General features: G+C 67.3%; 30 protein-coding genes. 18 read left to right on the forward strand and 12 right to left on the reverse strand.

Translation table 11 applies throughout. From position 1 onward, the window contains the following. Positions 1-43: 43 nt before the first annotated feature. Positions 44-703: a glutathione S-transferase family protein gene (locus ACOAPY_RS02145; protein WP_465154869.1), complete on the forward strand. Its 660-nt coding sequence runs from the start codon at positions 44-46 to the stop codon at positions 701-703. A gap of 3 nt (positions 704-706) precedes the next feature. On the opposite strand, the gene ACOAPY_RS02150 is transcribed toward ACOAPY_RS02145, so the two are convergent. The 4 genes from ACOAPY_RS02150 to argH all read right to left on the reverse strand — a co-directional run bounded on the left by ACOAPY_RS02150 (position 707) and on the right by argH (position 3706). Further along, complete coding sequence (locus tag ACOAPY_RS02150) at positions 707-1459, reverse strand: endo alpha-1,4 polygalactosaminidase (RefSeq protein WP_465154870.1); 753 nt, start codon at positions 1457-1459, stop codon at positions 707-709. 83 nt (positions 1460-1542) lie between these two features. Beyond that, positions 1543-2022, reverse strand: coding sequence for an N-acetyltransferase family protein (locus ACOAPY_RS02155; protein ID WP_465154871.1), 480 nt, complete (start codon positions 2020-2022; stop codon positions 1543-1545). Positions 2023-2041: 19 nt separating this feature from the next. Continuing rightward, positions 2042-2284, reverse strand: coding sequence for a hypothetical protein (locus ACOAPY_RS02160; RefSeq protein ID WP_076582242.1), 243 nt, complete (start codon positions 2282-2284; stop codon positions 2042-2044). Between the two features lie 27 nt (positions 2285-2311). Next, positions 2312-3706, reverse strand: a complete 1395-nt coding sequence (gene argH / locus ACOAPY_RS02165) for an argininosuccinate lyase (RefSeq protein ID WP_330099329.1) — start codon at positions 3704-3706, stop codon at positions 2312-2314. 210 nt (positions 3707-3916) lie between these two features. On the opposite strand from argH, the gene ACOAPY_RS02170 reads away from it, so the two are divergent. The 8 genes from ACOAPY_RS02170 (at position 3917) to ACOAPY_RS02205 (ending at position 11181) form a co-directional block, all read left to right on the forward strand. Next, positions 3917-4999, forward strand: a complete 1083-nt coding sequence (locus ACOAPY_RS02170; RefSeq protein ID WP_021700045.1) for a sensor histidine kinase — start codon at positions 3917-3919, stop codon at positions 4997-4999. After that, positions 4996-5745, forward strand: a complete 750-nt coding sequence (locus tag ACOAPY_RS02175; RefSeq protein WP_021700044.1) for a LytR/AlgR family response regulator transcription factor — start codon at positions 4996-4998, stop codon at positions 5743-5745. Before ACOAPY_RS02170 ends, ACOAPY_RS02175 begins: the two co-directional genes overlap by 4 nt. Before the next feature lie 92 nt (positions 5746-5837). Next, positions 5838-6770, forward strand: coding sequence for a hydroxymethylbilane synthase (hemC, locus tag ACOAPY_RS02180; RefSeq protein WP_021700043.1), 933 nt, complete (start codon positions 5838-5840; stop codon positions 6768-6770). After that, positions 6767-7555 carry a uroporphyrinogen-III synthase gene (locus tag ACOAPY_RS02185; protein ID WP_465154872.1) on the forward strand — a complete coding sequence of 263 codons (789 nt, stop codon included), beginning with the start codon at positions 6767-6769 and terminating at the stop codon, positions 7553-7555. The genes hemC and ACOAPY_RS02185 overlap by 4 nt, the downstream gene beginning before the upstream one ends. Next, complete coding sequence (locus ACOAPY_RS02190; protein WP_465154873.1) at positions 7548-8711, forward strand: uroporphyrinogen-III C-methyltransferase; 1164 nt, start codon at positions 7548-7550, stop codon at positions 8709-8711. The genes ACOAPY_RS02185 and ACOAPY_RS02190 overlap by 8 nt, the downstream gene beginning before the upstream one ends. After that, positions 8708-9940 carry a heme biosynthesis HemY N-terminal domain-containing protein gene (locus tag ACOAPY_RS02195; RefSeq protein WP_465154874.1) on the forward strand — a complete coding sequence of 411 codons (1233 nt, stop codon included), beginning with the start codon at positions 8708-8710 and terminating at the stop codon, positions 9938-9940. The genes ACOAPY_RS02190 and ACOAPY_RS02195 overlap by 4 nt, the downstream gene beginning before the upstream one ends. 103 nt (positions 9941-10043) lie before the next feature. After that, positions 10044-10535 (forward strand): disulfide bond formation protein B, encoded by a 492-nt coding sequence (locus ACOAPY_RS02200; protein ID WP_076582271.1) that lies wholly within the window; start codon positions 10044-10046, stop codon positions 10533-10535. A 172-nt stretch (positions 10536-10707) separates the two neighbouring features. Beyond that, on the forward strand, positions 10708-11181 hold the full coding sequence (locus ACOAPY_RS02205; protein WP_076582274.1) for an Rsd/AlgQ family anti-sigma factor: 474 nt from the start codon (positions 10708-10710) through the stop codon (positions 11179-11181). 54 nt (positions 11182-11235) lie between these two features. Here the strand turns inward: ACOAPY_RS02205 and ACOAPY_RS02210 are convergent, their stop codons facing one another. Continuing rightward, positions 11236-11874, reverse strand: coding sequence for an FKBP-type peptidyl-prolyl cis-trans isomerase (locus ACOAPY_RS02210; RefSeq protein ID WP_465154875.1), 639 nt, complete (start codon positions 11872-11874; stop codon positions 11236-11238). A 115-nt stretch (positions 11875-11989) separates the two neighbouring features. On the opposite strand from ACOAPY_RS02210, the gene ACOAPY_RS02215 reads away from it, so the two are divergent. Then, on the forward strand, positions 11990-12988 hold the full coding sequence (locus ACOAPY_RS02215) for an AlgP family protein (protein WP_465154876.1): 999 nt from the start codon (positions 11990-11992) through the stop codon (positions 12986-12988). On the opposite strand, the gene ACOAPY_RS02220 is transcribed toward ACOAPY_RS02215, so the two are convergent. Beyond that, positions 12985-13428: a TIGR02444 family protein gene (locus ACOAPY_RS02220; RefSeq protein WP_465154877.1), complete on the reverse strand. Its 444-nt coding sequence runs from the start codon at positions 13426-13428 to the stop codon at positions 12985-12987. The genes ACOAPY_RS02215 and ACOAPY_RS02220 overlap by 4 nt on opposite strands. A 39-nt stretch (positions 13429-13467) precedes the next feature. Here ACOAPY_RS02220 and ACOAPY_RS02225 point away from each other — a divergent pair, with 39 nt between their 5' ends. Genes ACOAPY_RS02225 through ACOAPY_RS02235 form a run of 3 tightly spaced genes read left to right on the forward strand, consistent with a single transcriptional unit; the run spans position 13468 to position 16595 of the window. Continuing rightward, positions 13468-15378: an ATP-binding cassette domain-containing protein gene (locus ACOAPY_RS02225; RefSeq protein ID WP_465154878.1), complete on the forward strand. Its 1911-nt coding sequence runs from the start codon at positions 13468-13470 to the stop codon at positions 15376-15378. Then, positions 15378-15911, forward strand: coding sequence for a mechanosensitive ion channel family protein (locus ACOAPY_RS02230; protein ID WP_076423832.1), 534 nt, complete (start codon positions 15378-15380; stop codon positions 15909-15911). The genes ACOAPY_RS02225 and ACOAPY_RS02230 overlap by 1 nt, the downstream gene beginning before the upstream one ends. A 54-nt stretch (positions 15912-15965) precedes the next feature. Then, a complete protein-coding gene (locus ACOAPY_RS02235) occupies positions 15966-16595 on the forward strand; it encodes a LysE family transporter (protein WP_076582287.1) in 630 nt (209 codons plus the stop codon). A 1-nt stretch (position 16596) separates the two neighbouring features. Here ACOAPY_RS02235 and ACOAPY_RS02240 read toward each other — a convergent pair whose 3' ends face one another. Beyond that, complete coding sequence (locus ACOAPY_RS02240; RefSeq protein WP_465154879.1) at positions 16597-17370, reverse strand: SDR family NAD(P)-dependent oxidoreductase; 774 nt, start codon at positions 17368-17370, stop codon at positions 16597-16599. A gap of 73 nt (positions 17371-17443) precedes the next feature. Between ACOAPY_RS02240 and ACOAPY_RS02245 the strand changes: the two genes are divergently transcribed. After that, positions 17444-17893, forward strand: a complete 450-nt coding sequence (locus ACOAPY_RS02245; protein ID WP_021700030.1) for a YaiI/YqxD family protein — start codon at positions 17444-17446, stop codon at positions 17891-17893. Between the two features lie 142 nt (positions 17894-18035). Here the strand turns inward: ACOAPY_RS02245 and ACOAPY_RS02250 are convergent, their stop codons facing one another. Next, complete coding sequence (locus tag ACOAPY_RS02250; RefSeq protein WP_021700029.1) at positions 18036-18506, reverse strand: thioesterase family protein; 471 nt, start codon at positions 18504-18506, stop codon at positions 18036-18038. Between the two features lie 103 nt (positions 18507-18609). Next, positions 18610-19275, reverse strand: a complete 666-nt coding sequence (elbB, locus tag ACOAPY_RS02255; protein WP_465154880.1) for an isoprenoid biosynthesis glyoxalase ElbB — start codon at positions 19273-19275, stop codon at positions 18610-18612. Between the two features lie 172 nt (positions 19276-19447). Here elbB and ACOAPY_RS02260 point away from each other — a divergent pair, with 172 nt between their 5' ends. The 3 genes from ACOAPY_RS02260 to ppk1 all read left to right on the forward strand — a co-directional run bounded on the left by ACOAPY_RS02260 (position 19448) and on the right by ppk1 (position 24028). Continuing rightward, positions 19448-20677, forward strand: a complete 1230-nt coding sequence (locus ACOAPY_RS02260; RefSeq protein ID WP_465154881.1) for a sterol desaturase family protein — start codon at positions 19448-19450, stop codon at positions 20675-20677. A 108-nt stretch (positions 20678-20785) separates the two neighbouring features. Further along, positions 20786-21799 (forward strand): porphobilinogen synthase, encoded by a 1014-nt coding sequence (hemB, locus tag ACOAPY_RS02265; RefSeq protein ID WP_465154882.1) that lies wholly within the window; start codon positions 20786-20788, stop codon positions 21797-21799. A gap of 21 nt (positions 21800-21820) precedes the next feature. Next, positions 21821-24028: a polyphosphate kinase 1 gene (gene ppk1 / locus ACOAPY_RS02270; RefSeq protein WP_465154883.1), complete on the forward strand. Its 2208-nt coding sequence runs from the start codon at positions 21821-21823 to the stop codon at positions 24026-24028. A 152-nt stretch (positions 24029-24180) separates the two neighbouring features. Here the strand turns inward: ppk1 and ACOAPY_RS02275 are convergent, their stop codons facing one another. From ACOAPY_RS02275 to ACOAPY_RS02285, 3 genes are all read right to left on the reverse strand, one after another. Next, positions 24181-24621 carry a DUF4399 domain-containing protein gene (locus ACOAPY_RS02275; protein WP_465154884.1) on the reverse strand — a complete coding sequence of 147 codons (441 nt, stop codon included), beginning with the start codon at positions 24619-24621 and terminating at the stop codon, positions 24181-24183. 63 nt (positions 24622-24684) lie between these two features. Continuing rightward, positions 24685-25182 (reverse strand): 2-thiouracil desulfurase family protein, encoded by a 498-nt coding sequence (locus ACOAPY_RS02280; RefSeq protein ID WP_272794987.1) that lies wholly within the window; start codon positions 25180-25182, stop codon positions 24685-24687. A gap of 101 nt (positions 25183-25283) precedes the next feature. After that, entirely contained in the window at positions 25284-25892 is a 609-nt protein-coding gene (locus ACOAPY_RS02285; protein ID WP_465154885.1) for a 2OG-Fe(II) oxygenase, read from the reverse strand. Positions 25893-25955: 63 nt separating this feature from the next. Between ACOAPY_RS02285 and ACOAPY_RS02290 the strand changes: the two genes are divergently transcribed. After that, the gene (locus ACOAPY_RS02290; protein ID WP_465154886.1) at positions 25956-26723 is read left to right on the forward strand and encodes a hypothetical protein; all 768 of its coding nucleotides are present in this window, start codon (positions 25956-25958) and stop codon (positions 26721-26723) included. The last annotated feature ends 69 nt before the right edge of the window (positions 26724-26792 follow it).

A 26792-nucleotide genomic window follows, 5' to 3' on the forward strand; every position in this document is an offset into this window, starting at 1 on the left:
TCCGGCGGGCTATAACTGGTTTTTCCCAGATCGGTAAGCCGCCATGCTCAGACTCCACGGATTCGCCGTCAGCAACTACTACAACATGGTCCACCTGGCCCTGCTGGAAAAGGGCCTGGCGTTCGACACCGTCAGCGTCTACGGCAGCCAGGACGAGGCCTTCCTGGCCATCAGTCCGCGCGGCAAGGTGCCGGTGCTGCAGACCGAACAGGGCTACATCAGCGAGACCGGGGCCATCCTCGACTACCTGGAAGACCTCGGTCGGGGCCGCCCGCTGTTGCCGGCCGAGCCGTTCGCGCGGGCCCAGGTGCGCGCGCTGATGCGCGAGATCGAGCTGTATATCGAGCTGCCGGCGCGCAGCTGCTATGCCGAGGCGTTCTTCCGCACCCCGGTGGAGGCGGCGATCAAGGACAAGGCACGCAGCGAACTGCAGGCCGGTATCGCCGCGCTCAAGCGCCACGGACGCTTCGCGCCCTATGTCGCCGGTGAGCAATTCAGCCTGGCCGACCTGTACTTCCTCTACAGCATCGACCTGGCCGAGGCGGTGGCACACAAGGTCCTCGGATTCGACCTGCTGGAGGGTTTCCCCGCCGCCCGCGAACTGTTCCAGCGCCTGCAGCAGAACCCGCATGTACAGCTGATCGCGGCACAGAAGGAGGCCGGCATGGCCGCCTTCATGGCGCATCTGCGCAGCAGGGCCTGAGGCTCAGGGGCAGGGCTTGCCGGTGCCCTTGAGGTCGAGCTTGAAGAACTGCAGGCGGAAGCCCGAGGTCTTGGCGCGGCTGCACAGCTTGGCGTTGTAGGCGCGGTAGTCGGCGATGAAGATCGGCTTGCCCTGGCGGCGCATGGGCACGTAGCCGCCGCATTCCTCGTACTGGTAGCAGCTCTCGTTAACCGCGAAGTCGAAGTACGCCGCCAGCTGTGGCAGCAGTTCGACGGCGTTCTTCAGGCCGACGCTGAGGTTGCGCTTGTGTGCTTCGCTGGCCAGCCAGCGGTTGAAGTCGATCTGCTGGGCGCGGGTCAGCTTGAGGCCATTGTCGTTGCTGTAACCGTCCACGTTGTCCGGGTCGACGCCGTCGCAGCCCTTGCTGCGGGCCAGGTCCAGGCGTTTGGCCAGCAGCGTGCGGACATCGCTGCGGCGATAGTCCAGCCAGCGCTCGCCGGGCCACTCCGGCAGCGGTTTGCCGATGGCGGCCTTGGGATAGAGCTTGGCATCGCTGCGCCAGTCTTCCCAGGTGCCGGCGCTGAAATAGCAGATGACGATGCGGCCCTGGCCCTTGAGGTTGGTGATGGTCTGCTTGGGCGTGTCGTACAGGTCGATGTCGTAGACCTGCCGGTTGGGCGTCTGCAGTGGGTCGTTGAGTTGCAGGTGCCAGCTGGCATTGGCCGGGATGGCCAGGGGAGAGGCCTTGGCGAGCGTGGCCAGGAAAAGGGGCAGCAGTGCCAGGAGTGAGCGCATGGAGGCGGCCTTGGTGGGGCGGGACGTTTGGGCACGATAGATGAGCCGCTGGGACGCCCCAAGCGCAGGGCGCCGGACGGTACTCAGCTGGCGGCGAAGTCGAGCAGCGCCTGACCGGTCAGACGGTAGGAAATCCAGTCGTCCTTGGGGCGTGCGCCGAAGGATTCGTAGAACTCCATGGCCGGTGTGTTCCAGTCCAGCACGGCCCACTCCATGCGCCCGCAGCCCCTGGCCACAGCCAGTTTCGCCAGGTGCTGCAGCAGCGCCTTGCCGGCGCCGAGCTTGCGGTATTCCGGCGCGACGTACAGGTCTTCCAGGTAGATGCCGTGCTTGCCGAGCCAGGTCGAGTAGCTGAAGAAGTACACGGCAAAGCCGATCGCTACGCCATCCTGCTCGCAGATCAGCGCATGGGTGGTCGAGCCCTCGCCAAACAGGCTGTCGCGAATGCCGGCGACGTCGGTCTGCACCTCATGCTCGGCCTTCTCGTAGATGGCCAGGTCGGTGATGAAGCGCAGGATCAGTTCGGCATCATCGGCCGTGGCGGTGCGGATATGCAGGCTCATGCGAATACTCTCGAAGTGGTTAGCCGTAGAGGAGAACCAGTGCAGCCAGTGGCAGGGCAACCAGGCAGAGGACGCCGAAGGAGGCGATCCAGTTGCCGCGTGGGCTGTCTGGATCGATCTGGCGCAGTGGCAGGCGCGGATAGCGGCCCAGCGTCAGCAGGCGCAACAGCAGCCAGCCGGCGCTGTAGAAGAAGTAGCCGAAGATCAGCCCCAGAATGGCCTCGCCGAGGAACAGCAGGCCACGTAGCAACAGTTCAAGCATGGGAAGTCCTTTTCCCTTGGCGGGCGATCAGCGCGTCGCCAGCAGTTCCCGGCCGCGCGCCACGGCGGCACGTACCTGGTTCGGCGCGGTGCCGCCGATGTGGTCACGGGCGTTGACCGAGCCTTCCAGGGTCAGCACGGCGAACACGTCGTCGCCGATCTGCTCGCTGAACTGGCGCAGCTCATCGAGGCTCATTTCGGCCAGGTCCTTGCCGGTTTGCACGCCGTACTTCACCGCGTGGCCGACGATCTCGTGGCAGTCGCGGAAGGGCAGGCCCTTGCGCACCAGGTAGTCGGCGAGGTCCGTGGCGGTGGAGAAGCCACGGCGCGCGGCTTCGCGCATGATGTCCTTCTTCGGCTTGATCGCCGGAACCATGTCGGCGAAGGCGCGCAGGCTGTCGCGCAGGGTGTCGGCGGCGTCGAACAGCGGTTCCTTGTCTTCCTGGTTGTCCTTGTTGTAGGCCAGCGGCTGGCCCTTCATCAGGGTCAGCAGGCCGGTCAGGGCGCCGAACACGCGGCCGGATTTGCCACGCACCAGCTCCGGCACGTCCGGGTTCTTCTTCTGCGGCATGATCGAGGAGCCGGTGCAGAAGCGGTCGGGCAGGTCGATGAACTGGAACTGGGCGGAAGTCCACAGCACCAGCTCTTCGGAGAAGCGCGACAGGTGCATCATCGCCAGGGAGGCGGCCGCGCAGAATTCGATGGCGAAGTCGCGATCCGACACGCCGTCCAGCGAGTTGCCGCCAACGGCGTCGAAACCCAGCAGTTCAGCGGTGATCTCGCGGGCAATCGGGTAGGTGGTGCCGGCCAGCGCGGCCGAGCCCAGCGGCATGCGGTTGACCCGCTTGCGGCAGTCGACCAGGCGCTCGTAATCGCGCGACAGCATCTCGAACCAGGCCAGCAGGTGATGCCCGAAGGTCACCGGCTGGGCGGTCTGCAGGTGGGTGAAGCCGGGCATGATGGTGTCCGCTTCGGCTTCGGCCAGGCCGAGCAGGCCCTGCTGCAGGCGGGTGATTTCGGCGAGGATGAGGTCGATCTCGTCGCGCAGCCACAGGCGGATGTCGGTGGCCACCTGGTCGTTGCGCGAGCGGCCGGTGTGCAGCTTCTTGCCGGTGACGCCGATGCGGTCGGTCAGGCGCGCCTCGATGTTCATGTGCACGTCTTCCAGGTCGACGCGCCAGTCGAACTGGCCCGCTTCGATCTCGGCCTGGATCTGTTTCAGGCCGGCCTCGATGGCGTCGCGCTCGTCCGCGGTCAGCACGCCGACCCTGGCCAGCATGGTCGCGTGGGCGATCGAGCCCATGATGTCGTGGCGGTACAGGCGCTTGTCGAAGTCGACCGAGGCGGTGAAGCGGGCGACGAAGGCGTCGACGGGCTCGCTGAAGCGGCCGCCCCAGGACTGGTTGGTTTTTTCGCTGCTCATGGCTGGACTCGTGGCAGGGCAGACGCGGCGGGCGCCTGCGAAACGGACAAAGTGTGCCGATAATAACAGCCTTGCCGGGAAAACCGAGGCCGCGCCGATCTGTTGCCGCCGTCACAGTTTGCGTGGTTCGGCGGCATTTGGGTCGCCGTTTTGGCCCGGCCGGGCCGCTCTGGGTTGCCGCCCGGTGGCGCACACAAGGAAACTGCAGGGATGAAAATCCAATGGTTCAACAAGGGGCGCACCCTGGCCCCGGACGACGATTTCTTCCTGCCGGAGCTGTGCGAGCCCGAGGCGCTGCTTGGCCTGGTGCTGCTGGCCGAGCTGCTGGTGCTGGTGCTGGTGCTGGCCGAACCCATGCTGCCCGCCTTCAACTGGGAGCGCCTGGCGCTGACCTCACTGTTCGTGCAGTGGATCGTGCTGCTCTCGGCGGCGCTGCTGTGCCGCCTGCGGCCGCTGCTGGCGCGCCTGCGAGCGGCCCTGGCCGGGGCGCTGTGCTGCACGCTGGTGGTAGCGCTGACTCTGGCCTGCACCACGGTGGCCGACTACTTCAACCTGGGCGGCGTGTTGCCGCGTGAGGGCGAGGTCAACCTGTACCTGCGCCATGCGCTGATCAGCCTGATCATGTCCGGCCTGATGCTGCGCTACTTCTACCTGCAGAGTCAGTGGCGCAAGCAGCAGCAGGCCGAGCTGAAGGCGCGCATCGAATCGCTGCAGGCGCGTATCCGTCCGCACTTCCTGTTCAACAGCCTGAACAGCATCGCCAGCCTGGTGGTGGTCGACCCGGTCAAGGCCGAGCAGGCGGTGCTTGATCTGTCCGATCTGTTCCGCGCCAGCCTGGCCAAGCCCGGTACCCTGGTGTCCTGGGCCGAGGAACTGGAATTGGGCAAACGATATCTGTCGATCGAGCACTATCGGCTCGGCGACCGGCTACAGTTGGATTGGCAGGTGGAAAATGTGCCGGCGGATCTGCCGATCCCCCAGCTGACCTTGCAGCCGCTGCTGGAGAATGCCCTGATCTACGGCATCCAGCCGCGCATCGAGGGCGGACTGGTACGGATCGAGGCGGACTACCGTGATGGGGTGTTCCAGCTCTGCGTGAGCAACCCCTTCCAGGAAGTCGCCGATCAGCAGCCGTCGCGCGGAACCCACCAGGCCCTGGTGAATATCGATGCGCGCCTGGCGGCACTTTTCGGCCCCGGCGCGAGTCTCAGCGTGGATCGCCGTGACGGGCGCCACTTCACCTGTCTACGCTATCCTTGTTCGAGACTCATGCAGGAAGCCCGAGCAATATGAATGTGCTGATCGTCGATGACGAACCCCTTGCCCGCGAGCGCCTGATCCGCATGGTCGGCGAACTCGAGGGTTATCGTGTCCTCGAGCCCTCGGCCAGCAACGGCGAAGAAGCGCTGGCGCTGATCGACAGCCTGCGGCCGGACGTAGTCCTGCTGGACATCCGCATGCCCGGCCTTGATGGCCTGCAGGTGGCAGCCAAACTGTGCGAGCGCGAGGCGCCGCCGGCGGTGATCTTCTGCACCGCGCATGACGAGTTCGCCCTGGAGGCCTTCGACGTCAGTGCCGTCGGTTACCTGGTCAAACCGGTGCGCCCGGAGGCCCTGGCTGCCGCGCTGAAGAAGGCCGAGCGGCCCAACCGCGTGCAGCTGGCGGCGCTGACGCGCCCGGCCATGCCCGGCAATGGCGCCGGCCCGCGCAGCCATATCAGCGCGCGTACCCGCAAGGGTATCGAGCTGATTCCGCTGGAGCAGGTGATCTTCTTCATCGCCGACCACAAGTATGTGACCCTGCGCCATGAAGGCGGCGAGGTGCTGCTGGACGAGCCGTTGAAGGCGCTGGAGGATGAGTTCGGCGAACGCTTCGTGCGCATCCATCGCAATGCGCTGGTCGCCCGCGAACGCATCGAGCGTCTGCAGCGCACGCCGCTGGGGCACTTCCAGCTCTATCTCAAGGGTCTGGGGCCGGACGCCCTGACCGTCAGCCGGCGCCATGTGGCCGGTGTGCGCAAGCTGATGCACAGCCTGTAAGCCCCCCGGATGCAGCCTGCGGCGATCGTGCCTGCGGGCGTGCGCCGGTCATCCTGTTATCATCCCCGGCAGTTCGTCTTCTGGAATTGCCCATGTCCCGCGAAATCCGCATCGCCACCCGTAAGAGCGCCCTGGCCCTGTGGCAGGCCGAGTACGTCAAGGCCCGCCTGGAGCAGGCTCACCCAGGGCTGAAGGTCAGCCTGGTGCCCATGGTCAGTCGTGGCGACAAGCTGCTCGACGCGCCGCTGGCGAAGATCGGCGGCAAGGGCCTGTTCGTCAAGGAGCTGGAAACCGCCCTGCTGGAGAACGAGGCCGATATCGCCGTGCACTCCATGAAGGACGTGCCGATGGACTTCCCTGAGGGGCTCGGCCTGTTCTGCATCTGCGAGCGTGAAGACCCGCGCGACGCCTTCGTCTCCAATACCTACGACAGCCTCGACGCGTTGCCGCCCGGCAGCGTGGTCGGGACCTCCAGCCTGCGCCGTCAGGCCCAGCTGCTGGCGCGCCGCCCGGACCTGAAGATCCACTTCCTGCGCGGCAACGTGAACACCCGCCTGGCCAAGCTGGATGCCGGCGAGTACGACGCCATCATCCTCGCCGCCGCCGGCCTGATCCGCCTGGGTTTCGAGGCGCGCATCCGTGCCTCGATCAGCGTCGACGACAGCCTGCCGGCCGGTGGTCAGGGCGCGGTGGGCATCGAGTGCCGCACGGCCGATGCCGAGATCCACGCGCTGCTGGCGCCGCTGCACCATGCCGAGACGGCCGCGCGGGTGACCGCCGAACGCGCGCTGAACAAGCGCCTCAACGGCGGCTGCCAGGTGCCGATCGCCTGCTACGCCCTGCGCGAGGGCGAGCAGCTGTGGCTGCGTGGCCTGGTCGGCCAGCCAGATGGCGGTCTGCTGCTGCGCGCCGAAGGCCGTGGCAGCGATGCCGAGGCACTCGGCGTGCAGGTGGCCGAGCAGCTGCTGGCGCAGGGCGCCGAGGCCATTCTCAAGGCGGTCTACGGCGAGGCCGCGGCCGAGTGACGGGCTGGCGCCTGCTGCTGACCCGCCCGGCCGCCGAGTGCGCGGCGCTGGCCGCCACCCTGGCCGAGGCTGGCGTGTACAGCTGCAGTCTGCCGCTGCTGGAAACCGAGGCGCTGGCGGAAACGCCCGAGCAGTGCGCCATCCTCCGCGATCTTGAGCGCTACAGCGCCGTCATCGTGGTCAGCAAGCCGGCCGCGCGCCTGGGCCTGGCCCTGCTCCAGCGGCACTGGGCGCAACCACCGTCCGGCCCGCGCTGGTTCAGCGTGGGCGCCGCCACCGCGCAGATTCTCGACCAGTACCTGCAACCGCATGGCCTGCAGGCCTGTTGTCCGAGCCTGGGCGACGACAGCGAGGCGCTGCTGGCCCTGCCCGAGCTCGACCAGGCGCTGTGCGTGGCAAACCCACGGGTGCTGCTGATGCGCGGCGAGGGTGGGCGCGAGCTGATCGCCGAGACCCTGCGCGCGCGTGGCGCCGTGGTCGACTATCTGGAACTCTACCGGCGTCTGTGTCCTCAATACCCCAGCGGCACCTTGCCGCAGCTGGTGGCGGCGCAGCGTCTCAACGCCCTGCTGGTGAGCAGCGCCCAGGGTCTGGAAAACCTGCTGCAGCTCGCTGCCAGTGCCTGGGCAGAGCTGGCTCGGCTACCCTTGCTGGTGCCCAGCCCGCGGGTGGCCGAACTGGCCCGTGCGGCGGGCGCCCGGCAGGTCATCGATTGTCGCGGCGCCAGTGCTGCGGCTGTTCTGGCGGCCCTGCGCGCCCATCCGGCGCCGGCCTCTGATGCATAAGGAAGGACTCGTGAGCGAAACCACCCCGCAGATCAGTGAACAGACCCCGCCACTTGCTGCGGAACCGGCCCTGCAGGCGGCCGCCAAGGCCAGTGGGCGCGGCCCAGCCTGGTTGGCCCTGCTGGTCGGCCTGGCCGGCCTCGGCGTCGGCGCCTGGAGTGCCTGGCAGCTGCATCAGCAGCAGGGACTGGCGGAGCAGCAGCTGGAGCGGCTACGCGAAATCGGCGCGGCAACCGAGACTCGGCTGCAGGGCAGCGAGGATAGCGTGGCCAAGAAGCTGGCCGGTCTGCCCTCGGCGGACCAACTGGCCACCCAGCGCGACCTGCTGGTGAGCCTGCAGGGCGAGCAGCAACGCCTGGCGCAAAGCCTCTCTGGCCTGCTCGGCAAGAGCCGCGAGGACTGGCGCCTGGCCGAGGCCGAGCACCTGTTGCGGCTGGCCATGCTGCGCTTGTCCGCGCTGCAGGACGTCGACAGCGCGATCGCCCTGGTGCAGGGCGCCGACGACATCCTGCGGGCGCAGAACGATCCGCAGGCCTTCGCCGCCCGTGGCGAGTTGATCAAGGTGCTGGAGGCCCTGCGCGGCCTGCCGCAACTGGACCGTAGTGGCCTGTTCCTGCAGTTGGCCGCCTTGCGCGGCCAGGCTGCCCAGCTGCAGACGCTGACGCCCGAGTACCTGGTGCCGGCCGAAGCACCGGCGGGTGCCAACAACGCCAGCGACGCCAGCCGCTGGGAAGAACTGTGGCAGCAGGTGTCGCGCTATGTGCGTCTCGACCTGCACGCTGATCAGGACGTGCGTCCGCAGCTGGCCGGGCAGAGCCTGGCGCAGGTGCGCCTGACCCTGGCCCTGGCCCTGGAGCAGGCGCAGTGGGGCGCGCTGAATGGCGAGCCGGAAGTCTACCGCCAGGCGCTGGCCGCCGCCGGTGACGTGCTGGACACCTACTTCGACCGCGACAACCAGGCCGTGCAGGCCTTGCGCCAGCGCATCGGCGAGCTGGCAGAGCAGCCGGTGGTGGCCCAGCTGCCGAGGCTGGATAGCGCGCTCGACGTGCTGCAGGCCTATCTCAAGCGCCGCGAGGCCGCCGAGCTGATGCCCGATGCGCAAGCCGAGCCGGCGCTGGAGCCGGATATCGAAGCCATCGAGGAGGACGGGCAATGATCCGCGCCGTCCTGCTTCTGCTGCTGGTGGTCAGCGCGGCGACCCTGCTGGGGTTGGCCGTCGCCGAGCACAGCGGCTACGTGCTGATCGCCTGGAAGGGCCTGCGCTACGAATCCAGCCTGTGGGTGTTCCTGCTTTTGCTGGCGCTGGCCTGGGGCCTGTTCGTCGGCTTGCGCTGGCTGGTGCGGGTGTTGCTGGCCTCCGGTGGTGTGGTCAATCCCTGGTCCCGGCGCAACCGTGGCAAGCGCCAGCAGCTGGCAGCCGACAAGGGCCTGCTGGACCTGATCGAGGGGCGCTGGGAACGTGCCGTGCGCCACCTGTCGCTGGCCGCCGAGGGCGAGCGTCAGCCGCTGATGTATTACCTGGGCGCGGCCCGTGCCGCGCACAAGCTGGGACGGGTGGAGGAGGGCGAGGCGTTGCTGGAAAAGGCCCTGCGCAGCCAGCCGCAGGCCGAACTGGCCGTGGCCCTGACCCATGCCGAGCTGCAGCGTGAGCGCGGCGATCTCGAAGGTGCCCTGGAAACCCTGCAGGCCATGCGCGAGCGTCATCCGCGGCACCATGCGGTGCTCGAGCAACTGCAGCGCACACTGGTCGAACGCGGCGACTGGGCAGCCTTGCTGGAGCTGCTGCCGGAGCTGCGCAAGAGCCGTGTGGTCGAGGGCGAGGCGCTCGCCGAACTGGAGCGCAAGGCCTGGATCGACCGCCTGCAACGTGCCGGCGATCAGGGACTGGAGCAGGGCGAGCTGGCCCTGCAACCCCTGACGGCCGCCTGGCAGCAGTTGTCCTCGGCGCAGCGCCAGGATGCGGAGCTGCTGCTGGCCTATGCCCGCCAGCTGTGCGCCCTGGGCGCCCAGGAGGAGGCCGAGGAGGTGCTGCGCAAGGCGCTCAAGCAGGGTTACGACGAACGTCTGGTGCGCCTCTACGGCCAGCTGCGCGGGCGCGACCCGGCGCGCCAGCTGCAGACTGCCGAGGCGCTGCTCAAGCAGCATCCGCAGGCGCCGCAGCTCCTGCTGGCCCTGGGCCGTCTAAGTCTGCAGAACGGCCTGTGGGGCAAGGCGCGCGAATATTTCGAGATCAGTCTGGAGTTTGCCCGCAGCCCCGAGACCTGCGCCGAGCTGGCGCGCCTGCTGGCCAGCCAGGGCGAGGCCGAGCAGAGCAATCGTCTGCTGCAGGAGCTGCTGGTGCTGCAAGGCCAGCGCCTGCCCGAGCTGCCCCAGCCATCGGCCTGACGTATGGCGCCCTGTCGCTGACGGGGCGTCTGCCATTACCTTGAAAGGCCGCTCGGCTTTCCTCTACCGTAGGCGCCTTTCTCGCCCCCGCATCGGAGTTCCCATGGCGCTGGCCACCTCGCGTACCCTGTTCCTGCTGGCATTTATCGGCTGCCTGGCCCTGATGGGCGGTGCGCTCTATCTGGAGCATGTGGTCGGCCTCAACCCCTGCCCGCTGTGCGTCGTCCAGCGCGTCTTCGTCATTCTCTTCGCGCTGGTCTGCCTGATCGCCGCCATTCATGGCCCGGCCCGTGGCGGGCAACGCGGATATGCCCTGCTAGCTCTGTTGTTTGCCGCTGGTGGTGGCGCCACGGCGGCGCGCCAGGTCTGGTTGCAGGGCGTTCCGGCGGATCAGCTGGAAGCCTGCCTGCCGAGCCTGGAGTTCATGGTCCAGGCGCTGCCCCTGCAGGAGATCGCCCGCCTGGTCTTCCATGGCACCGCCGACTGTGCCGAGGTGACCTGGACCCTGTTTGGCCTCAGCGTGCCGGAGTGGAGTCTGCTGGCTTTCGTCGGCATGGCCCTGTTCGCCCTGATCCAGCTGTTTCGTCGCGCCTGACGATTCCCGATCGGCATGACTTGATGCCCGCGCCGAGTGGGCATACTCTGGCCCTGCGCCTTGTCAGGAAACTGCCGTTTTTGCCGAGGCGCCCCCCGAGAATTCGCGAGCTGACAATAAAATGTCTCGGGGCTGGCGTATTCGCATTCACCAGTAGGGAAGTGAGGACATCATGCTCGAGAGCTGCCAGAACGCCCAGGAACGCTGGGGTGGCGTACACCAGCTGATCGATCGCTGGTTGCAGGAACGCCATGAACTGGTGAGCGCCTTCGGCGCGCTCAGCGATAACCTTCAGGGTGCGGCGTCCGGGCAGGGCGTGCAGCGCTTCTGCGAGATTTTGGTCGACTACGTCTCGGCCGGCCACTTCGAGGTCTACGAGCAGTTGACCAGCGAGGCCAAGGCCTTCGGTGATCAGCGTGGCCTGGAGCTGGCCAAGCAGATCTACCCACGCATCGAGGCCATCACCGAGGTGGCACTGGCGTTCAATGATCGCTGCGACAACGGCGACTGCCGCGATGCCGCCTCGCTTAATGCCGAACTCAAACGCCTCGGTCAATTGCTGCATGAGCGTTTCGAGCTGGAAGACTGCCTGATCGAGGTGTTGCACAACGCCCATCGGCAACAGGCCACCGCGACCCCGCTCTGAGCCGGTCGATCACTCAAGAAAAAGCCGCCCTACGAGGCGGCTTTTTCTTGGCTGTCAGTCGGCGACTTCGAGCAGTTCCACTTCGAACACCAGGGGCGCGTTCGGTGGTATCAGGTCACCTGCGCCTTCTGCACCATAGGCCTGCTCAGCCGGAATCACCACGCGCCAGCGCGCGCCGGCCGGCATCTCGCGCAGCGCGGTCTGCCAGCCGGGAATCAGCGCACCGAGGCGGAACCACTGGGGGCCTTCGCTCTGGTCGAACAGGCTGCCGTCGGCCAGCTCGCCGCGGTAGTTGACCCGCACTCTGCCATTGCTGCGAGGCTTGGCACCGTTACCCGCGCGCAACTCGCGCACCAGTACGCCACCGGCCATTTCGCGTACGCCGTAGCGGGACTTCTCCGTGGCCAGGAAGCGTACCTCGGCCAGACGCGCCTGTGTTTCACGGGTCTCGGCGCTGCGCTGTTCGTGTTCTTCAAGCAATGCGTCAATGCGCTCTGGCGGCAGGCGTAGCGCCTCGCCGCGATAGGCCTGGCGCAGGCCTTCGAGCAGCGCCGGCAGCGGCAGGTCGGGCACCTCGCCGCGCAGGCGTTCACCCAGTTTGGCGCCGAGGCTATAGGCCAGATCCTCATCCTGCTGCGCGGCGTACGCCAGCGATGAACAGAGGCACAGCAGTACCAGCCAGAAGCGCAACATGTTCGATATCTCCGCAAAATTTGCCGGCGATTATGCAGGTTGCCGGCGCGGGCGCTAGCGACTGGCGAGTCAGGCGTCTAGTATGGGGTCACCAACGTCCGTTAGGAGGCACGCCATGCCGACCAACAATAAGAAGTCCGTTAGCACTCCTTTGCACCTGCTGCAGCAACTTTCTCACAGCTTGCTCGAACACCTGGAAAAGGCCTGCACTCAGGCGCTGGTTGAGGCCGAAGAGCTGCTGACCAAGCTGGAAAAGCAACGCGTCAAAGCGCAGGAAAAACTGCACGACACCCGCAGCAAGCTGCAGGATGCGGCCAAGGCCGGCAAGGCCAAGGCACAGGAAAAGGCCAAGGCCGCCGCGGCTGAGCTGGAAGAGCTGCTTGAGGCGCTCAAGACCCGTCAGGCTGAAACCCGCAGCTACATTGCCCAGCTCAAGCGCGATGCCCAGGAAAGCCTGAAGCTCGCGCAGGGCGTGGGCAAGGTCCGCGAGGCTGCTGCCAAGGCGCTGGACAGCCGTGCTGTCGCCAAGCCTGCGGCCAAAGCCGCGGCGAAAAAAGCGACTGCCAAGCCCGCTGCCAAAGTAGCCACGAAACCCGCTGCCAAGCCTGCTGCGAAGAGTGCTGCCAAACCCGCCGCCAAGCCGGCGGCTGCCAAACCGGCGAGCAAGGCTGCGGCCAAGCCCGCCGCGAAATCGACTGCGGCCAAACCGGTTGCCGCTAAGCCTGCTGCCAAACCCGCCAAGGCTCCGACCAAGGCAGCTGCGGCCAAGCCTGCAGCTAAACCGGCCGCCAAGCCTGCGGCCAAGGCAGCCGCGAAGCCCGCCGCCAAACCAGCTTCTAAGCCTGCGGCCAAACCGGCTGCTGCCAAGGCTCCGGCCAAAGCAACAGCGGCCAAGCCGGTAGCGAAGCCGGCGGCAAAACCCGCTGCCAAGCCTGCGGCGAAGCCGGCAGCCAAGAAGCCCGCTGCGCCCAAACCGGCAGCCGCCAAGCCCGCTGCGAAGCCGACCAGCAAGCCTGCAGCCGCCAAACCGGCAGCACCGGCCAGCGCTGCGCCGGCACCGGTGCCGGCGGCCGCACCTGCCTCCAGCAACGGCAGCACGCCGCCCAGCGCTTAAGTCAGAGTGGCCGCGGCGCGCAGCAGTTCGCGCGCGTCGCGCTCCTCCAGCAGCGTTTCCAACCAGGCCACGGCTTCGTCCGTGGCCTGCCATTTTTGGGCCAGCTGTTCCAGTCTGCCGAGCAGCTCCCGTTCGGCCTCCAGCTCCAGCGCCTTGACCTGTTCGCGCAGCCGCGCCTGTTGCGGGTCGTGCTGCGCTGCGGCCTTCCAGCCCTGGCGTAGCGCGCGCAGCGGCTGCACCACCTGGCGTTGCCAGGGCTCGGCGACGGCATGCAGCTGCGCCATGCGCTGCGCGTCGCAGGGCACTTGCCGGCGCTCCAGCCACAGCGCGCAGAGCAGCAGGCAGACGTCCGCGCCACTGTCCTGCAGGCGCAGAAAGGTCTGCTCCACGCCGGGACGGGCGTAACAGGCCAGGGCGAAATTCCACAGGTCAGCTGGCATAGGGTGCTCCGGGCGAAGCTGGTAGACTCCGCGGCCATTATGATCCGACTCCAGAACCTCACTCTACAGCGTGGTCCGCAGCGCCTGCTCGAAGGCGCCGAACTGACCCTGCACGCCGGCCAGAAGGTCGGTCTCATCGGCGCCAATGGCGCCGGCAAATCCAGCCTGTTCGCCCTGCTGCGCGGTGAGCTCGGCCCCGACGCCGGCGACTGCCAGCTGCCGGCCGACTGGCGCATAGCGCACATGCGCCAGGAGGTCGACAACCTCGAACGCCTGGCGGTGGACTATGTCCTCGATGGCGATCTGCACCTGCGCACGATCCAGGCCGAGCTGGCCAAGGCCGAGGTCGCCCACGACGGTGCCGCCATCGCCCGCCTGCATACCGAGCTGGACAATGCCCAGGGCTACACGGCCGATGCCCGTGCGCGCAAGCTGCTGGCCGGCCTGGGGTTCACCAGCGAGCAGATGGACCGCCGTGTCGGCGACTTTTCCGGTGGCTGGCGCATGCGCCTGAACCTGGCCCAGGCGCTGATGTGCCCGTCCGAACTGCTGTTGCTCGACGAGCCGACCAACCACCTCGATCTCGATGCGATCCTCTGGCTGGAGGACTGGCTCAAGGGCTACCCCGGCACCCTGCTGCTGATCTCCCACGACCGTGACTTCCTCGACGCCGTGGTCGACCATGTGGCGCACCTCGAACAGCAGAAGCTGACCCTCTACCGCGGCGGCTACTCGGCCTTCGAACGCACCCGCGCCGAGCGCCTGGCGCAACAGCAACAGGCCTACGAGAAGCAGCAGGCGCAGCGCGCGCACATGGAAGACTTCATCCGCCGCTTCAAGGCCAAGGCGACCAAGGCGCGCCAGGCGCAGAGCCGGATCAAGGCCCTGGAGCGCCTGGAAGAGCTGGCCCCGGCGCATGTCGACTCGCCCTTCGACTTCGTCTTCCGCGAGGCGGACAAGGTCTCCAGCCCGCTGCTCAACCTGTCCGAGGCGCGCCTCGGCTACGGCGACAAGACCGTGCTGGACAAGGTCAAGCTGAGCCTCGCCCCCGGCGCGCGCATCGGCCTGCTCGGGCCCAACGGCGCCGGCAAGTCGACCCTGATCAAGACCCTGGCCGGCGACCTGGCGGTGCTCGGTGGCACCCTCGCGCGCGGCGAGAACCTGGCGATCGGCTACTTCGCCCAGCATCAGCTCGATTCGCTCGATGCCAAGGCCAGCCCGCTGCTGCACCTGCAGCGCATAGCCCCGGGCGAGCGCGAGCAGACCCTGCGTGACTTCCTCGGCGGTTTCGACTTCCGCGGTCCGCGCTGCGACGAAGTGGTGGTCAATTTCTCCGGTGGTGAGAAGGCGCGCCTGGCCCTGGCCCTGATCGCCTGGCAGAAGCCCAACCTGCTGCTGCTCGACGAACCGACCAACCACCTCGACCTGGAAATGCGCCTGGCCCTGACCATGGCCCTGCAGGATTTCGCCGGCGCCGTGCTGGTGGTATCGCACGACCGTCACCTGCTCAAGAGCACCACCGACGAGTTCCTGCTGGTGGCCGACGGGCGTATCCAGCCGTTCGAGGGCGACCTCGATGACTACGCGCGCTGGCTGGTCGACTACCGTGCCCGTCAGCAGCCACAAAGCACCGCCGCCCCGGCCGCGGACAAGACCGACAAGCGCGCCCAGCGTCAGGCTGCCGCCGCCTTGCGCCAGCAGCTGGCACCGCACAAAAAACAGGCCGACAAGCTGGAGCAGGAGCTGGGCAAGCTGCAGGAAAAGCTCGCCGCCGTCGAAGACAAGCTCGGCGACAGCGGCCTTTACGAGGCCGCGCGCAAGGATGAACTGCGTGAGCTGCTGGCCGAGCAGGCCACGCTCAAGGCTCGCGAGGCCGAGCTGGAGGAGACCTGGCTGGAGGCCCTGGAAACCCTGGAGGCGCTGCAGCAGCAACTGGAGGAGAGCGAGTGATGGAGCAGCTGGCAGTGCTCAGCGACTGGCGTGAGCCGCTGATTCTGGCCGGGCAGGTGCTGCTGATCCTGCTCCTGGCCTGGGCCGTCCAGCGCCTGGTTGGGCGCGGTATCACCCGCCTTGGCGAGCGCTACGCGGCGCTGCCGACCGAGCTGTGGCTGCCGCTGCGCGGCCTGCTGCGCTGGCTGATAATGGGCAGCGCGCTGATGCTGGTGCTGGAGCGCCTGGGCGTGTCCGCCGAAGTGCTGTGGACGGCGCTGACCGGCTTCGTCGCAGTGGCCGCGGTGGCCTTCTTCGCCATCTGGAGCGTGCTCTCCAACATGTTCTGCGCCTTGCTGATCTTCAGCATGGGGCCGTTCCGCATCGGTGACACCGTCGAGGTGATCGACAGCGCCGACAAGCCAGGGGTCAAGGGGCGGGTGATGGCGATCAACCTGTTCTACACCACCCTGGAGGACCCGGAGGCAGCCAATGCGCTGATCCAGGTGCCGAACAGCCTGTTCTTCCAGAAGTCGGTGCGTCGCTGGCGCTGAATGGCGCGCGGGAGTAGGCTGAGCGCCTGCTTTCTGCCATCGAGGTAACTGTCCATGACCCTGGAAACCTGGCTCGCCTTCTTCGTCGCTTGTTGGGTGATCAGCCTGTCGCCGGGTGCCGGTGCGGTGGCCTCGATGAGTGCCGGACTGCAATACGGGTTCTGGCGTGGCTACTGGAATGCGCTGGGCCTGCAACTGGCGCTGCTGATGCAGATCGCCGTGGTCGCCGCCGGCCTCGGTGCCGTCCTGGCTACCTCGGAGCTGGCCTTCAACCTGATCAAGTGGTTCGGCGTGGCCTACCTGGTCTATCTCGGCTGGAAGCAGTGGGTCGCCGCGCCCGGCGAAATCGCCGCCGGTGAAGGCGAGCGGCCCCTGGGCCGGCCGTTGACCCTGGTGCTGCGCGGTTTTCTGGTCAACGCCAGCAACCCCAAGGCGATCATCTTCATCCTCGCCGTGCTGCCTCAGTTCCTCGATCCCAAGGCGCCGCTGCTGGTCCAGTACCTGCTGATGGCCGCCACCATGGTTGCGGTCGATCTGGTGGTGATGGCCGGCTACACTGGCCTGGCCGCGCGGGTATTGCGCGCGCTGCGTTCGCCGCGTCAGCAGCGCATCCTCAACCGCACCTTTGGCGGCCTGTTCGTGGCCGCCGCGGCGCTGCTCGCGACCGTGCGGCGTGCCGCCTGATCTACCAGGGAATCTGCTGTCCGTCCCAGGCCCAGAAGCTGCCGCTGTCTTCCGGCCCATGTTCGGCCACCTGCTGCAGCAGGCAGCGGGCGGCAAACTCGGGGCTGAAAAGGCTGTCTGCGGCGATCTTGGCCTGAAATGGGCGCGATAGCTCCGTGTCGGTGGTGCCAGGGTGCAGGCTCAGTACGCAACTCTGTGGGTTGAGTCGCTTGAGTTCGATGCTGGCTGTGTGCAATAGCTGGTTGAGTGCCGCTTTGCTGGCCCTGTAGCTGTACCAGCCTCCCAGTCGATTATCGCCGATCGAGCCCACTCTGGCTGAAAGGGCCGCCACGCTGCAGGGGTGCTTGCCGCGTAGCAGTGGCAGCAGGTGCTTGAGCAGCAGGATGGGGGCGAAGCAATTGCTCTGGAAGCTGGCCATCAGTCCTTCAAGGCTGAGCTGTGTCAGGCTCTTTTCGGCGCGAGCAGCATCCTCCTGGAGAATACCTACGCTGCACAGCAGCAGGTGCAGGCGTGCCGTTTGCGCGAGCAGCTGGCTGGCCAGCGTGGCCACGGCAGCTTCGTTGCGCAGGTCGCAGGCCAGTAGCTGCAGACGCGAACCATGGCGAGCCTGCAGGGCCAGCAGATCGGCGCTGGCAGGGGCGTGACGCGCCACGGCAAACACCTTGGCCACCTCGGCACGTTCGAGTAGCTGCGTCGTCAGCGCCAGGCCGATACCGCGGCTGGCTCCGGCGACAAGCACCTGGGCCGGTTCTTCGATGCGTTGCCAGAACTGCATGGGGTCGCCTGTATTGTCGATAGCCTGATGGGCTCGGGCATACTAGTCGCTGTTCCCCGAGGATTGTCAAATCATGCGTGTGTGGATCGATGCCGACGCCTGCCCCCGGCTGGCCCGCGATCAGGTGGTGAAGTTCGCCCTCAAGCGCGGCTTCGAGGTGGTGCTGGTGGCTGGCCAGGCGGTGGCCCGGCCAAACTTTGCCTGCGTGAAACTGGTGGTGGTGCCGAGCGGCCCGGATGCGGCGGATGATCACCTGGTAGAGCACGCCGTGCCCGGTGAGCTGGTGATCTGCAGCGACATCCCGTTGGCCGATCGCCTGGTCAAGAAGGGCGTGGCGGCCCTCGATCCGCGCGGCCGCGAGTTCGACGAGCGCAACATGGGCGAGCGTCTGGCGATACGTAACCTGTTCACCGACCTGCGCGAGCAGGGGCAGATGGGCGGCGGCCAGGCTGCCTACTCGGACAAGGACCGCCAGGCCTTCGCCAATTCACTGGACCGCATTCTGACCCGCCTGATGAGATAGCCCGGATGCAATCCGGGGCGGAGCTGCCTGCTTCCCGGATTGCATCCGGGCTACGGGCTGCACCGAGTCGCCTTTGAGACCCTCACCCCAACCCTCTCCCGGCGGGAGAGGGAGCCGCCAGTCCGCCGCCTAATACGGCAAGCTACCCGCACAGATAGGTGCCGGTCCCCACCGCTACCAGCGTGCCGTCGTCGCTGTGCAGTTCGCTGCGCACCACGGCCACCTTGTTGCCCGAGCGCAGCAGTACGGCGGTGGCGGTGAACAGCTGGCCGCGGCCGGGGCGCAGGTAGTCCACGCGCAGGTCGATGGTGCCCAGCTTGGACAGGCGCTGCATGCGTTCCTGCTGGCTCAGGTGCTGATGCTTGTCGAAGGCACCGATCAGTGCCATGGCGCCGCCGGCGACATCCAGCAGCGAGGAGATCACCCCGCCGTGGAGAATGCCGTGGACGAAGTTGCCGATCAGCTCGGGCTTCATCGGCAGGCTCATCACCACCCGGTCGCCACTCAGCTCGTCGATGCGGATGCCCAGCACCTGATTGAACGGGATGCGCTGGAAGAAGGCTTCCACGCCCTGGCGCTGTTCCTCGGATAGCTGGAAGACCGGTTTGCTCATGCTGCGCTCCTGCGGCTCGACTGTGGCGCACACGCTGCCGCAGGACGCTGCTACTGGCCAGGGGCGCGGCGGGGACGCCGCGCACAATGGCCGGAACGACCTGTCAGTGAGCCTGGGCCAGCTCCAGGACGCGGTCGACCAGCTTGTTGATGCCGGCGGCGGCCTGGGCGATGGACTCGGCCAGCATGTAGGCAGGGGTGGTAACCAGCTTGCGCGCGCTGTCTTCGACGATGTCTTCGACCGTGCACTCGACGTGCTGGCCGCCCATGGCGGTGAGGCCTGCGACGGCAGGATCGTCGGCAGCGCCCAGGGTGCAGGAAACACCCTCGCCATAGATCTTCGCCGCCAGGGCCGGGGCGATGCAGATCAGGCCGATCGGCTTGCCGGCCTGGGCGAAGGCCTGGGCCGCGGCCAGCACATCGGGCTGCACGCTGCAGCCGGCACCTTCCAGGGCGAAGTTGGAGAGGTTCTTGGCCACGCCGAAACCGCCAGGCAGGATCAGCGCATCGAACTGCTCGGCCTTGAGTTCGCGCACGTCCATCACGTCGCCACGGGCGATGCGCGCGGCCTCGGTGAGCACGTTGCGGCTCTCCGGCATCTCGGCGCCGGTGAGGTGGTCGATCACGTGCATCTGCGCGATGTTGGGGGCGAAACACTGCACCTGGGCGCCGCGCTGGTCGAGGCGCAGCAGGGTGATCACGCTCTCGTGGATTTCCGCGCCGTCGTAGACGCCACAGCCGGAAAGGATGACCGCGACTCGTTTGTGCATGCTGTTCTCCAGTAGCCAGGCAAGGGGACTGCGCGCCAGTTTCGCCGATTGCTGGGGCGAGCGTCGAGCCATGGCATGTCGCCAAATGCCACTTGGGCTGGCATTCGCCGCCGCGAGCATCCGGCGGGGCAGGCATAGGATCAGCTTAGGTCAACCTGCGCAGTGCCGAACCATGAACCTGATCCTGCTCGCCGTTCCCTTCTTCTTCCTGCTGATCGCCCTAGAGCTGGTCGCCGACCGCGTGCGCGGGGTCAGCACCTACCGCCTGGCGGACTCGCTGAACAGCCTCAGCGCCGGGGTGCTGTCGCAGGCCAGCGGCCTGCTGAGCAAGGCCATTGCGGTGCTCGGCTATGCCTTCGCCTATGAGCACCTGCACCTCACCGTGCTGCCGGACGAGCCCTGGGTCTGGGTGCTGGCCTTCGTCTTCTACGACTTCTGCTACTACTGGAATCATCGTATCGGCCACGAGCGCAACATCTTCTGGGCCTCACACGTGGTGCATCACCAGAGCGAGGACTACAACCTGTCCACCGCCCTGCGTCAGACCAGCACGGGTTTTCTGCTGAGCTGGATCTTCTACCTGCCGATGGCCGTGGCCGGCGTGCCGCCGCTGGTGTTCGTCACGGTCGCCGCGCTCAACCTGCTCTACCAGTTCTGGGTGCATACCCGCCACGTGCCCAAGCTGGGCTGGTACGAGTGGTTCTTCGTCACGCCGTCCAATCATCGGGTGCACCACGCGCAGAACCCGGTGTACATGGATCGCAACTACGGCGGCGTGTTCATTCTCTGGGACCGCCTGTTCGGCACCTTCCAGGAGGAGCTGGACGAGCAGCCGGTGGTGTTCGGCGTGACCACGCCGCTGCGCAGCTGGAACCCGCTGTGGGCCAACCTGCAGTTCTACGTGCAGCTTTGGCGCGACGCGGTGCGTGCCGGCTCCTGGTGGGACAGGCTGCGCATCTGGTTCATGCCCACCGGTTGGCGCCCGGCCGATGTGGCGGCGCGCTACCCGCTGGACAAGCCGGACCTGGCCAGCTTCCGCAAGTTCGAGGTGCCGCTGGCGCGCGGGCAAAAGGTCTATGCCGCGCTGCAGTTCACCAGCTACGTGCTGGGCACCAGCTGGCTGCTGGCCGTGGCGGCACAGCACGGCCTGGGCGTGCTCGTCGGTGCCTGGCTGTGGGTGGCTTTCGGCCTTTATGCCATCGGTATCTGGCTGGAGAACCGACCCTTTGCCCGCGGTCTGGAGCTGCTGCGCCTGGCGCTGAACCTGCCCGCGCTGCTCTGGGCCCAGCAGGTGGGTCTGGTGGGGGAAGGCATGCTGGTGTGGGGGCTGCTGGTGGCCTGGAGCCTGGCCAGCCTGACCTGGCTGCTGTGGTCGCGGCAGGCGCAGACGCAGCCGGCCTGAAGGGAACTGCGGCGGCCCGTCGCAGTCTGGGTGTGACAGTCATTATTTGGTCATAATGGTCGGATATACCTGTCACACTCGCCCGCCGTGCGGGTTCTGGAGTCCGTCGTGAGCTTTACCCCCGCCAATCGCCTGTTCCCCGCTACCCGCCTGCGCCGCAACCGTCGTGACGATTTCTCCCGCCGCCTGGTGCGCGAGCATCGCCTGAGTGTCGATGATCTGATCCTGCCGGTGTTCGTTCTCGATGGCGAAGGCCGCCGCGAGTCGATTCCCTCGATGCCGGGCGTCGAGCGCCTGTCCATCGACCTGCTGCTCAAGGAGGCCGAGCACTGGGTGGCGCTGGGCATTCCGGCGCTGGCGCTGTTCCCGGTGACGCCGCTGGAGAAGAAATCCCTCGACGGCGCCGAGGCCTGGAATCCGGACGGCATTGCCCAGCGCGCCATCCGCGCGCTGCGGGCGAAATTCCCCGAGCTGGGGGTGATCAGCGACGTGGCCCTGGACCCCTTCACCACCCACGGCCAGGACGGCATCCTCGATGACGAGGGTTACGTGATGAACGACGTAACCGTCGATGCGCTGGTCAGGCAGGCCCTGTCGCATGCCGAGGCCGGTGCCCAGGTGGTGGCGCCGTCGGACATGATGGACGGGCGCATCCAGGCGATCCGCGAGGCGCTGGAAGTGGCCGAGTACCCCAACGTGCGCATCATGGCCTACTCGGCCAAGTACGCCAGCGCCTACTACGGCCCGTTCCGCGACGCGGTCGGCTCGGCCGCCAACCTGGGCAAGGCCAACAAGGCCAGCTACCAGATGGACCCGGCCAACGGCGACGAGGCTCTGCACGAAGTGGGCGCCGACCTCGCCGAAGGCGCCGACATGGTCATGGTCAAGCCGGGCATGCCCTACCTGGACATCGTCTGGCGGGTGAAGGACGCCTTCAAGGTACCGACCTTCGCCTACCAGGTCAGCGGCGAGTACGCCATGCACATGGCCGCCATCCAGAACGGCTGGTTGGGCGAGGCGGTGATTCTCGAATCGCTGACGGCCTTCAAACGCGCCGGCGCCGATGGCATCCTCACCTACTTCGCCGTGCGTGCGGCAGAACTCTTGAAAGCGGGGCGCTGAGGCGCCCCAGGGAAGCAGGACATGAATACCGAGGGACTCAGCAACAAGCAGATCGTCGACGCCCAGCTCGAGGCCGAGCCGCCCGTGCCGGTGGAGGTCGTCGCCGAGGTGGCGCCCGTCGTCGAGCCGGAGCCGGCCCCCGCGCCCGCGCCGATTCCCGGCCTGGATGACAGCAGCCTGTACATCCACCGCGAGCTGTCACAGCTGAAGTTCAACATCCGCGTGCTGGAACAGGCGTTGGACGAGTCCTACCCACTGCTGGAGCGGCTGAAGTTCCTGCTGATCTTTTCCAGCAACCTCGACGAGTTCTTCGAGATCCGCGTTGCCGGCCTGAAGAAGCAGATCAACTTCGCCCGCGAGCAGGCCGGCGCCGACGGCCTGCTGCCGAGCCAGGTGCTGGCGCGCATCTCCGAGATCGCCCACGAGCAGGTCGAGCGCCAGTACGCGCTGCTCAACGACGTGCTGCTGCCGGAGCTGGCCAAGCACCAGATCAACTTCATCCGCCGTCGCTACTGGACCACCAAGCTGAAGACCTGGGTGCGGCGCTACTTCCGCGACGAGATCGCACCGATCATCACCCCGATCGGCCTCGACCCGACGCACCCCTTCCCGCTGCTGGTGAACAAGAGCCTCAACTTCATCGTCGAGCTGGAAGGCGTGGACGCTTTCGGCCGCGACTCCGGCCTGGCCATCATCCCGGCGCCGCGCCTGCTGCCGCGCATCATCCGCGTGCCGGAAGAAGTCGGCGGCCCCGGCGACAACTACGTGTTCCTCTCCTCGATGATCCACGCCCACGCCGACGACCTGTTCCACGGCATGAGCGTGAAGGGCTGCTACCAGTTCCGCCTGACCCGCAACGCCGACCTGTCGGTGGATGCCGAGGATGTGGAAGACCTGGCGCGCGCTCTGCGTGGCGAGCTGTTCAGCCGCCGCTACGGCGACGCGGTGCGCCTGGAAGTGGCGGACACCTGTCCCAAGCACCTGGCGGACTTTCTGCTCAAGCAGTTCAACCTCTCCGAGAACGAGCTGTACCGGGTCAACGGCCCGGTCAACCTGACCCGCCTGTTCAGCATCACCGGGCTGGAGAGCCACCCGGAGCTGCAGCACGCGCCCTTCACCCCGGTGATTCCCAAGCTGCTGCAGAACGCCGAGAACATCTTCAACGTGGTCGGCAAGCAGGACATCCTGCTGCTGCACCCCTTCGAGTCGTTCACCCCGGTGATCGACCTGCTGCGCCAGGCCGCCAAGGACCCCAGCGTGCTGGCGATCAAGCAGACCCTGTATCGCTCCGGCGCCAACTCGGAGATCGTCGATGCGCTGGTGGATGCGGCGCGTAACGGCAAGGAAGTCACTGCGGTGATCGAGCTGCGCGCGCGCTTCGACGAGGAGTCCAACCTGCAGCTGGCCAGCCGCCTGCAGGCCGCCGGCGCGGTGGTGATCTACGGCGTGGTCGGCTTCAAGACCCACGCCAAGATGATGCTGATCCTGCGCCGCGAGAACGGCGAGCTGCGCCGCTACGCGCACCTCGGCACCGGCAACTACCACGCTGGCAACGCCCGCCTGTACACCGACTACAGCCTGCTGACCGCCGACGAGGCGCTCGGCGAGGACGTGTCCAAGCTGTTCAACCAGCTGATCGGCATGGGCAAGACCCTGCGCATGAAGAAGCTGCTGCACGCACCCTTCACCCTGAAGAAGACCCTGCTCGACATGATCGCCCGCGAGGCGCAGTTCGCCAGCGAAGGCAAGCCGGCGCATATCATGGCCAAGGTCAACTCGCTGACCGATCCGAAGATCATCCGCGCGCTGTACAAGGCCAGCCAGATGGGCGTGCGCATCGACCTGGTGGTGCGCGGCATGTGCTGCCTGCGTCCGGGTGTTCCGGGGGTGTCGCACAACATCCAGGTGCGCTCCATCGTCGGTCGCTTCCTCGAGCACAGCCGCATCTACTACTTCGGCAATGGCGGCGACGAGCAGCTGTTCCTCTCCAGTGCCGACTGGATGGAGCGCAACCTCGACAAGCGCGTGGAGACCTGCTTCCCGGTGGAGGGCAAGAAGCTCATCACCCGGGTCAAGAAGGAGCTGGAAAGCTACCTCACCGACAACACCCAGGCCTGGCTGCTGCAGCCGGATGGTCGCTACCAGCGCATCACGCCGTTCGGCAACGCCAACCCGCGCAACGCCCAGGCGGCGCTGCTGGAAAAGCTGACCGCACCGCAGGTACGTTGACCTCCAGGGCCCCTGGCAAGTCGGCAGCGGCGTGGATGGCTCCCCTCTCCCGTTGACGGGAGAGGGGCAGGGGAGAGGGCTGTTTCTGCGGCCCCTCTCCCTAGCCTTCTCCCCGCCGGGGAGAGGGAATGTCCGAGCCACGGTCGTGGCTGCTATTGCACCGTGATGCTGATTTTCTCGGAGATCACCGGCGGGTCCATCGGCACATGGTGTTTGTCGCCGATCAGCAGCTGCAGCGTGTGGGTGCCCGGCGGCAGGGTCAACTCAGTTTCCGTCTGGCCCTTGCCGAAATGCAGAATCTTTTCGGTCGCCGGCAGCGGTGCATCCAGCAGTGGCAGGGTGGCGACATCCACCAACAGGTGATGATGTCCGGTTGCAGGCACATCAACCCCGGCCGGCGCCACGCCCATGCCTTTCAGGCCGAACCTGACGGTGAAGGTCTGGCCGACGCTGGCGCCATCCTGCGGCGTGATGAAGTACACCTGGGCGCCTTCCGGCGCGGGTAGCTGAGGCACCGAGTTGTCGGCCTGGGCCAGGGCGGGTAGCAAGCAGAGCAGGGCGGTCAGCCCCAGGGGCAGTAGCAATGGACGCATGGCAGGCTCCTGTGCGTAGAGGGTCCTGCTCTGACCTTAGGCGCTGCGGCGCCTGGCGCCGGGTCAGTCGTCGCCTTGTTCCAGGCGGGCCAGTTCGGCAGCCGCCTCGGCCAGCTGGGTCTCGTTGAACACCATGACGCCGTGGCGCTTGAGCAGGGCTGCCGTGACGCCCTCGCCGGCCACCAGGGTGCCGTTGAAGTGGCCGTCGTAATTGTGCGTGTTGCCGCAGGACGGGCTGCGCGCCTTGAGTACGGCGACCCGCAAACCGTGCTGCTGGGCCAGGCGCAGGGCGATTTCGGCACCGGCGACGAAGGCCGCCGTGACATCGGCGCCGTCGTCGGTCAGCACCGGCAGGCGGCCGTCGAGCACCGCGCCGCCCTGGCCGCCGGGAATTTCCGCCGGCGGGCGTGGCGTCGGCAGGCCGCCCGCCACTTCGGGACACAGTGGCACGATGCGGCCCTCGTCCTGCCAGCGTTGCAGCAGATCATAGGGCCCGTGGGCGCCGCCGTCGTAGCGAACCTTGTGGCCGAGCAGGCAACGGCTGACCAGCAGCTTTTCCATCATTCCTCCAAGGTTCGCGCAGGTCAGGTGCAAGCGGGTTTCACCCACCGAAAGCGCATGTGACAGTGCTGCCCTCTCCCGGGGTGAGCGGGGAGCATGCTTCAGCGCCGCCTGAACCAGCCGGTCAGCGACAGACGTTCGCGGGTGGCCGGCAGCACTTCGTGGGGCAGCTCGGCGGAGATGAACAGCACCAGGGTACCGGCGCTGGGCAGCACGTCCAGCTCGGTATCGTCCGCCAGGTACAGGCGCAACGCGCCACCCTGCTCGGCCTGCCAGGCCTCGTTGAGGTAGTACACGGCACTGACAGTGCGGCGGTCATCGTCGCGGAAGCGGTCGAGGTGCTTCTGGTAGAAGGCGCCTGGCGGGTAGCAGGCAAAGTGGCACTCGAAATCTTCCAGGCCTAGATAGAAGGCCCGGTTGAGGGCGCTGCGCAATTCGTCCATGGCCAGCAGATAGCCGTCGCTCGGCGCGCTCTGACCCTGTTCCAGCCACTGGATGCTGTCGCCGCGGATGCCCTCGCGCACCGCCAGGCCCTGGCCGCGGCCGACCCCGGCCGGGGTGAGGGCACCGGCGCGCGCACGCTTGCGGCACTCTTCGGCCAGTTCGAGGGTCAGAGTGGCAGGCAGGACGTTGTCCAGCCGTGACCAGCCGCGTGCGGCCAGGTCGTCGATGATCTGCGGCAGGTGCCGCTGGAGAAGTTTCTCGTGCATGGCGGGATTCTACCAGCGTCGCTCGCACGCCCCTACAATAGCCGCGCCCTACAGGAGTGCCCCATGCGCGTCGTCTTTGCTCTGTTCCTGCTGCTGTGCAGCGCCACCGTCCTTGCCGACGATCATGCCCGGCTCTATCAGAGCGCCGGCTGGCCGGAGCAGCGCGCGCATTTCGGCGAGGCCCTCAAGGCGGCCCAGCAGCGTTACCAGGCCAGCCTGCCGCCAGCGGTTTACCAGGCGCTGGTGAACAACAGCGACCAGCGCTTCGCGCCGGCGGCCATGGAGCAGCGCGCCCTGGCGGCCCTGCGCATGAGCCTGGCCGACCCGCAGCCGGCGCTGCAGTTCTTCGAGTCGCCGCTGGGGCGCCGCATCATCGCCGCCGAAACCCGCGCCACCGCGCGCGACCAACTGACCGCGCATGCCAATGGACTGCCCCGGGTCGAGGCCGACGCCACCCGGCGCCTGTTGATTCGCCACCTGGCCCAGGCCCTGCCGGCCACCGCCGCCGGCGCCGAGGTCAGCCTGGCGCTGGCCTCGGTGGCGGCCGACAGCCTGAGTTCGATGGTGCCCGGCCTGTTCGGTGGCGAGCAGGCGCAGATGCTGGTGCAGAGCCAGCGCGAGCGCCTGATGCAGCAGATCGAGGGCGATATCGACAACACCCTGCTGTATGTCTACCGCGACCTTTCCGACCCGGAGCTGGACGAGTTCGTCAGCTTCGCCCAGTCCGCCGGTGGCAAGGCCTACTACCAGGCTGCCCTGGCCGCGTTGCGCGCCGGGCTGGGGGCGGGCCAGAGCGGCGGCGACCTGCAGCCGGCCCAGCAGGGCATCTAGCGGCGTGGGCGGGGCCGTTAGCCCGGATAAGAACCGGGGCACGGGCAGCGCCGCCCCCGGATGGCATTC

The sequence above is a fragment of the Pseudomonas stagnisoli genome, from assembly GCF_048595745.1.
GTDB lineage: Bacteria > Pseudomonadota > Gammaproteobacteria > Pseudomonadales > Pseudomonadaceae > Aquipseudomonas > Aquipseudomonas alcaligenes_A.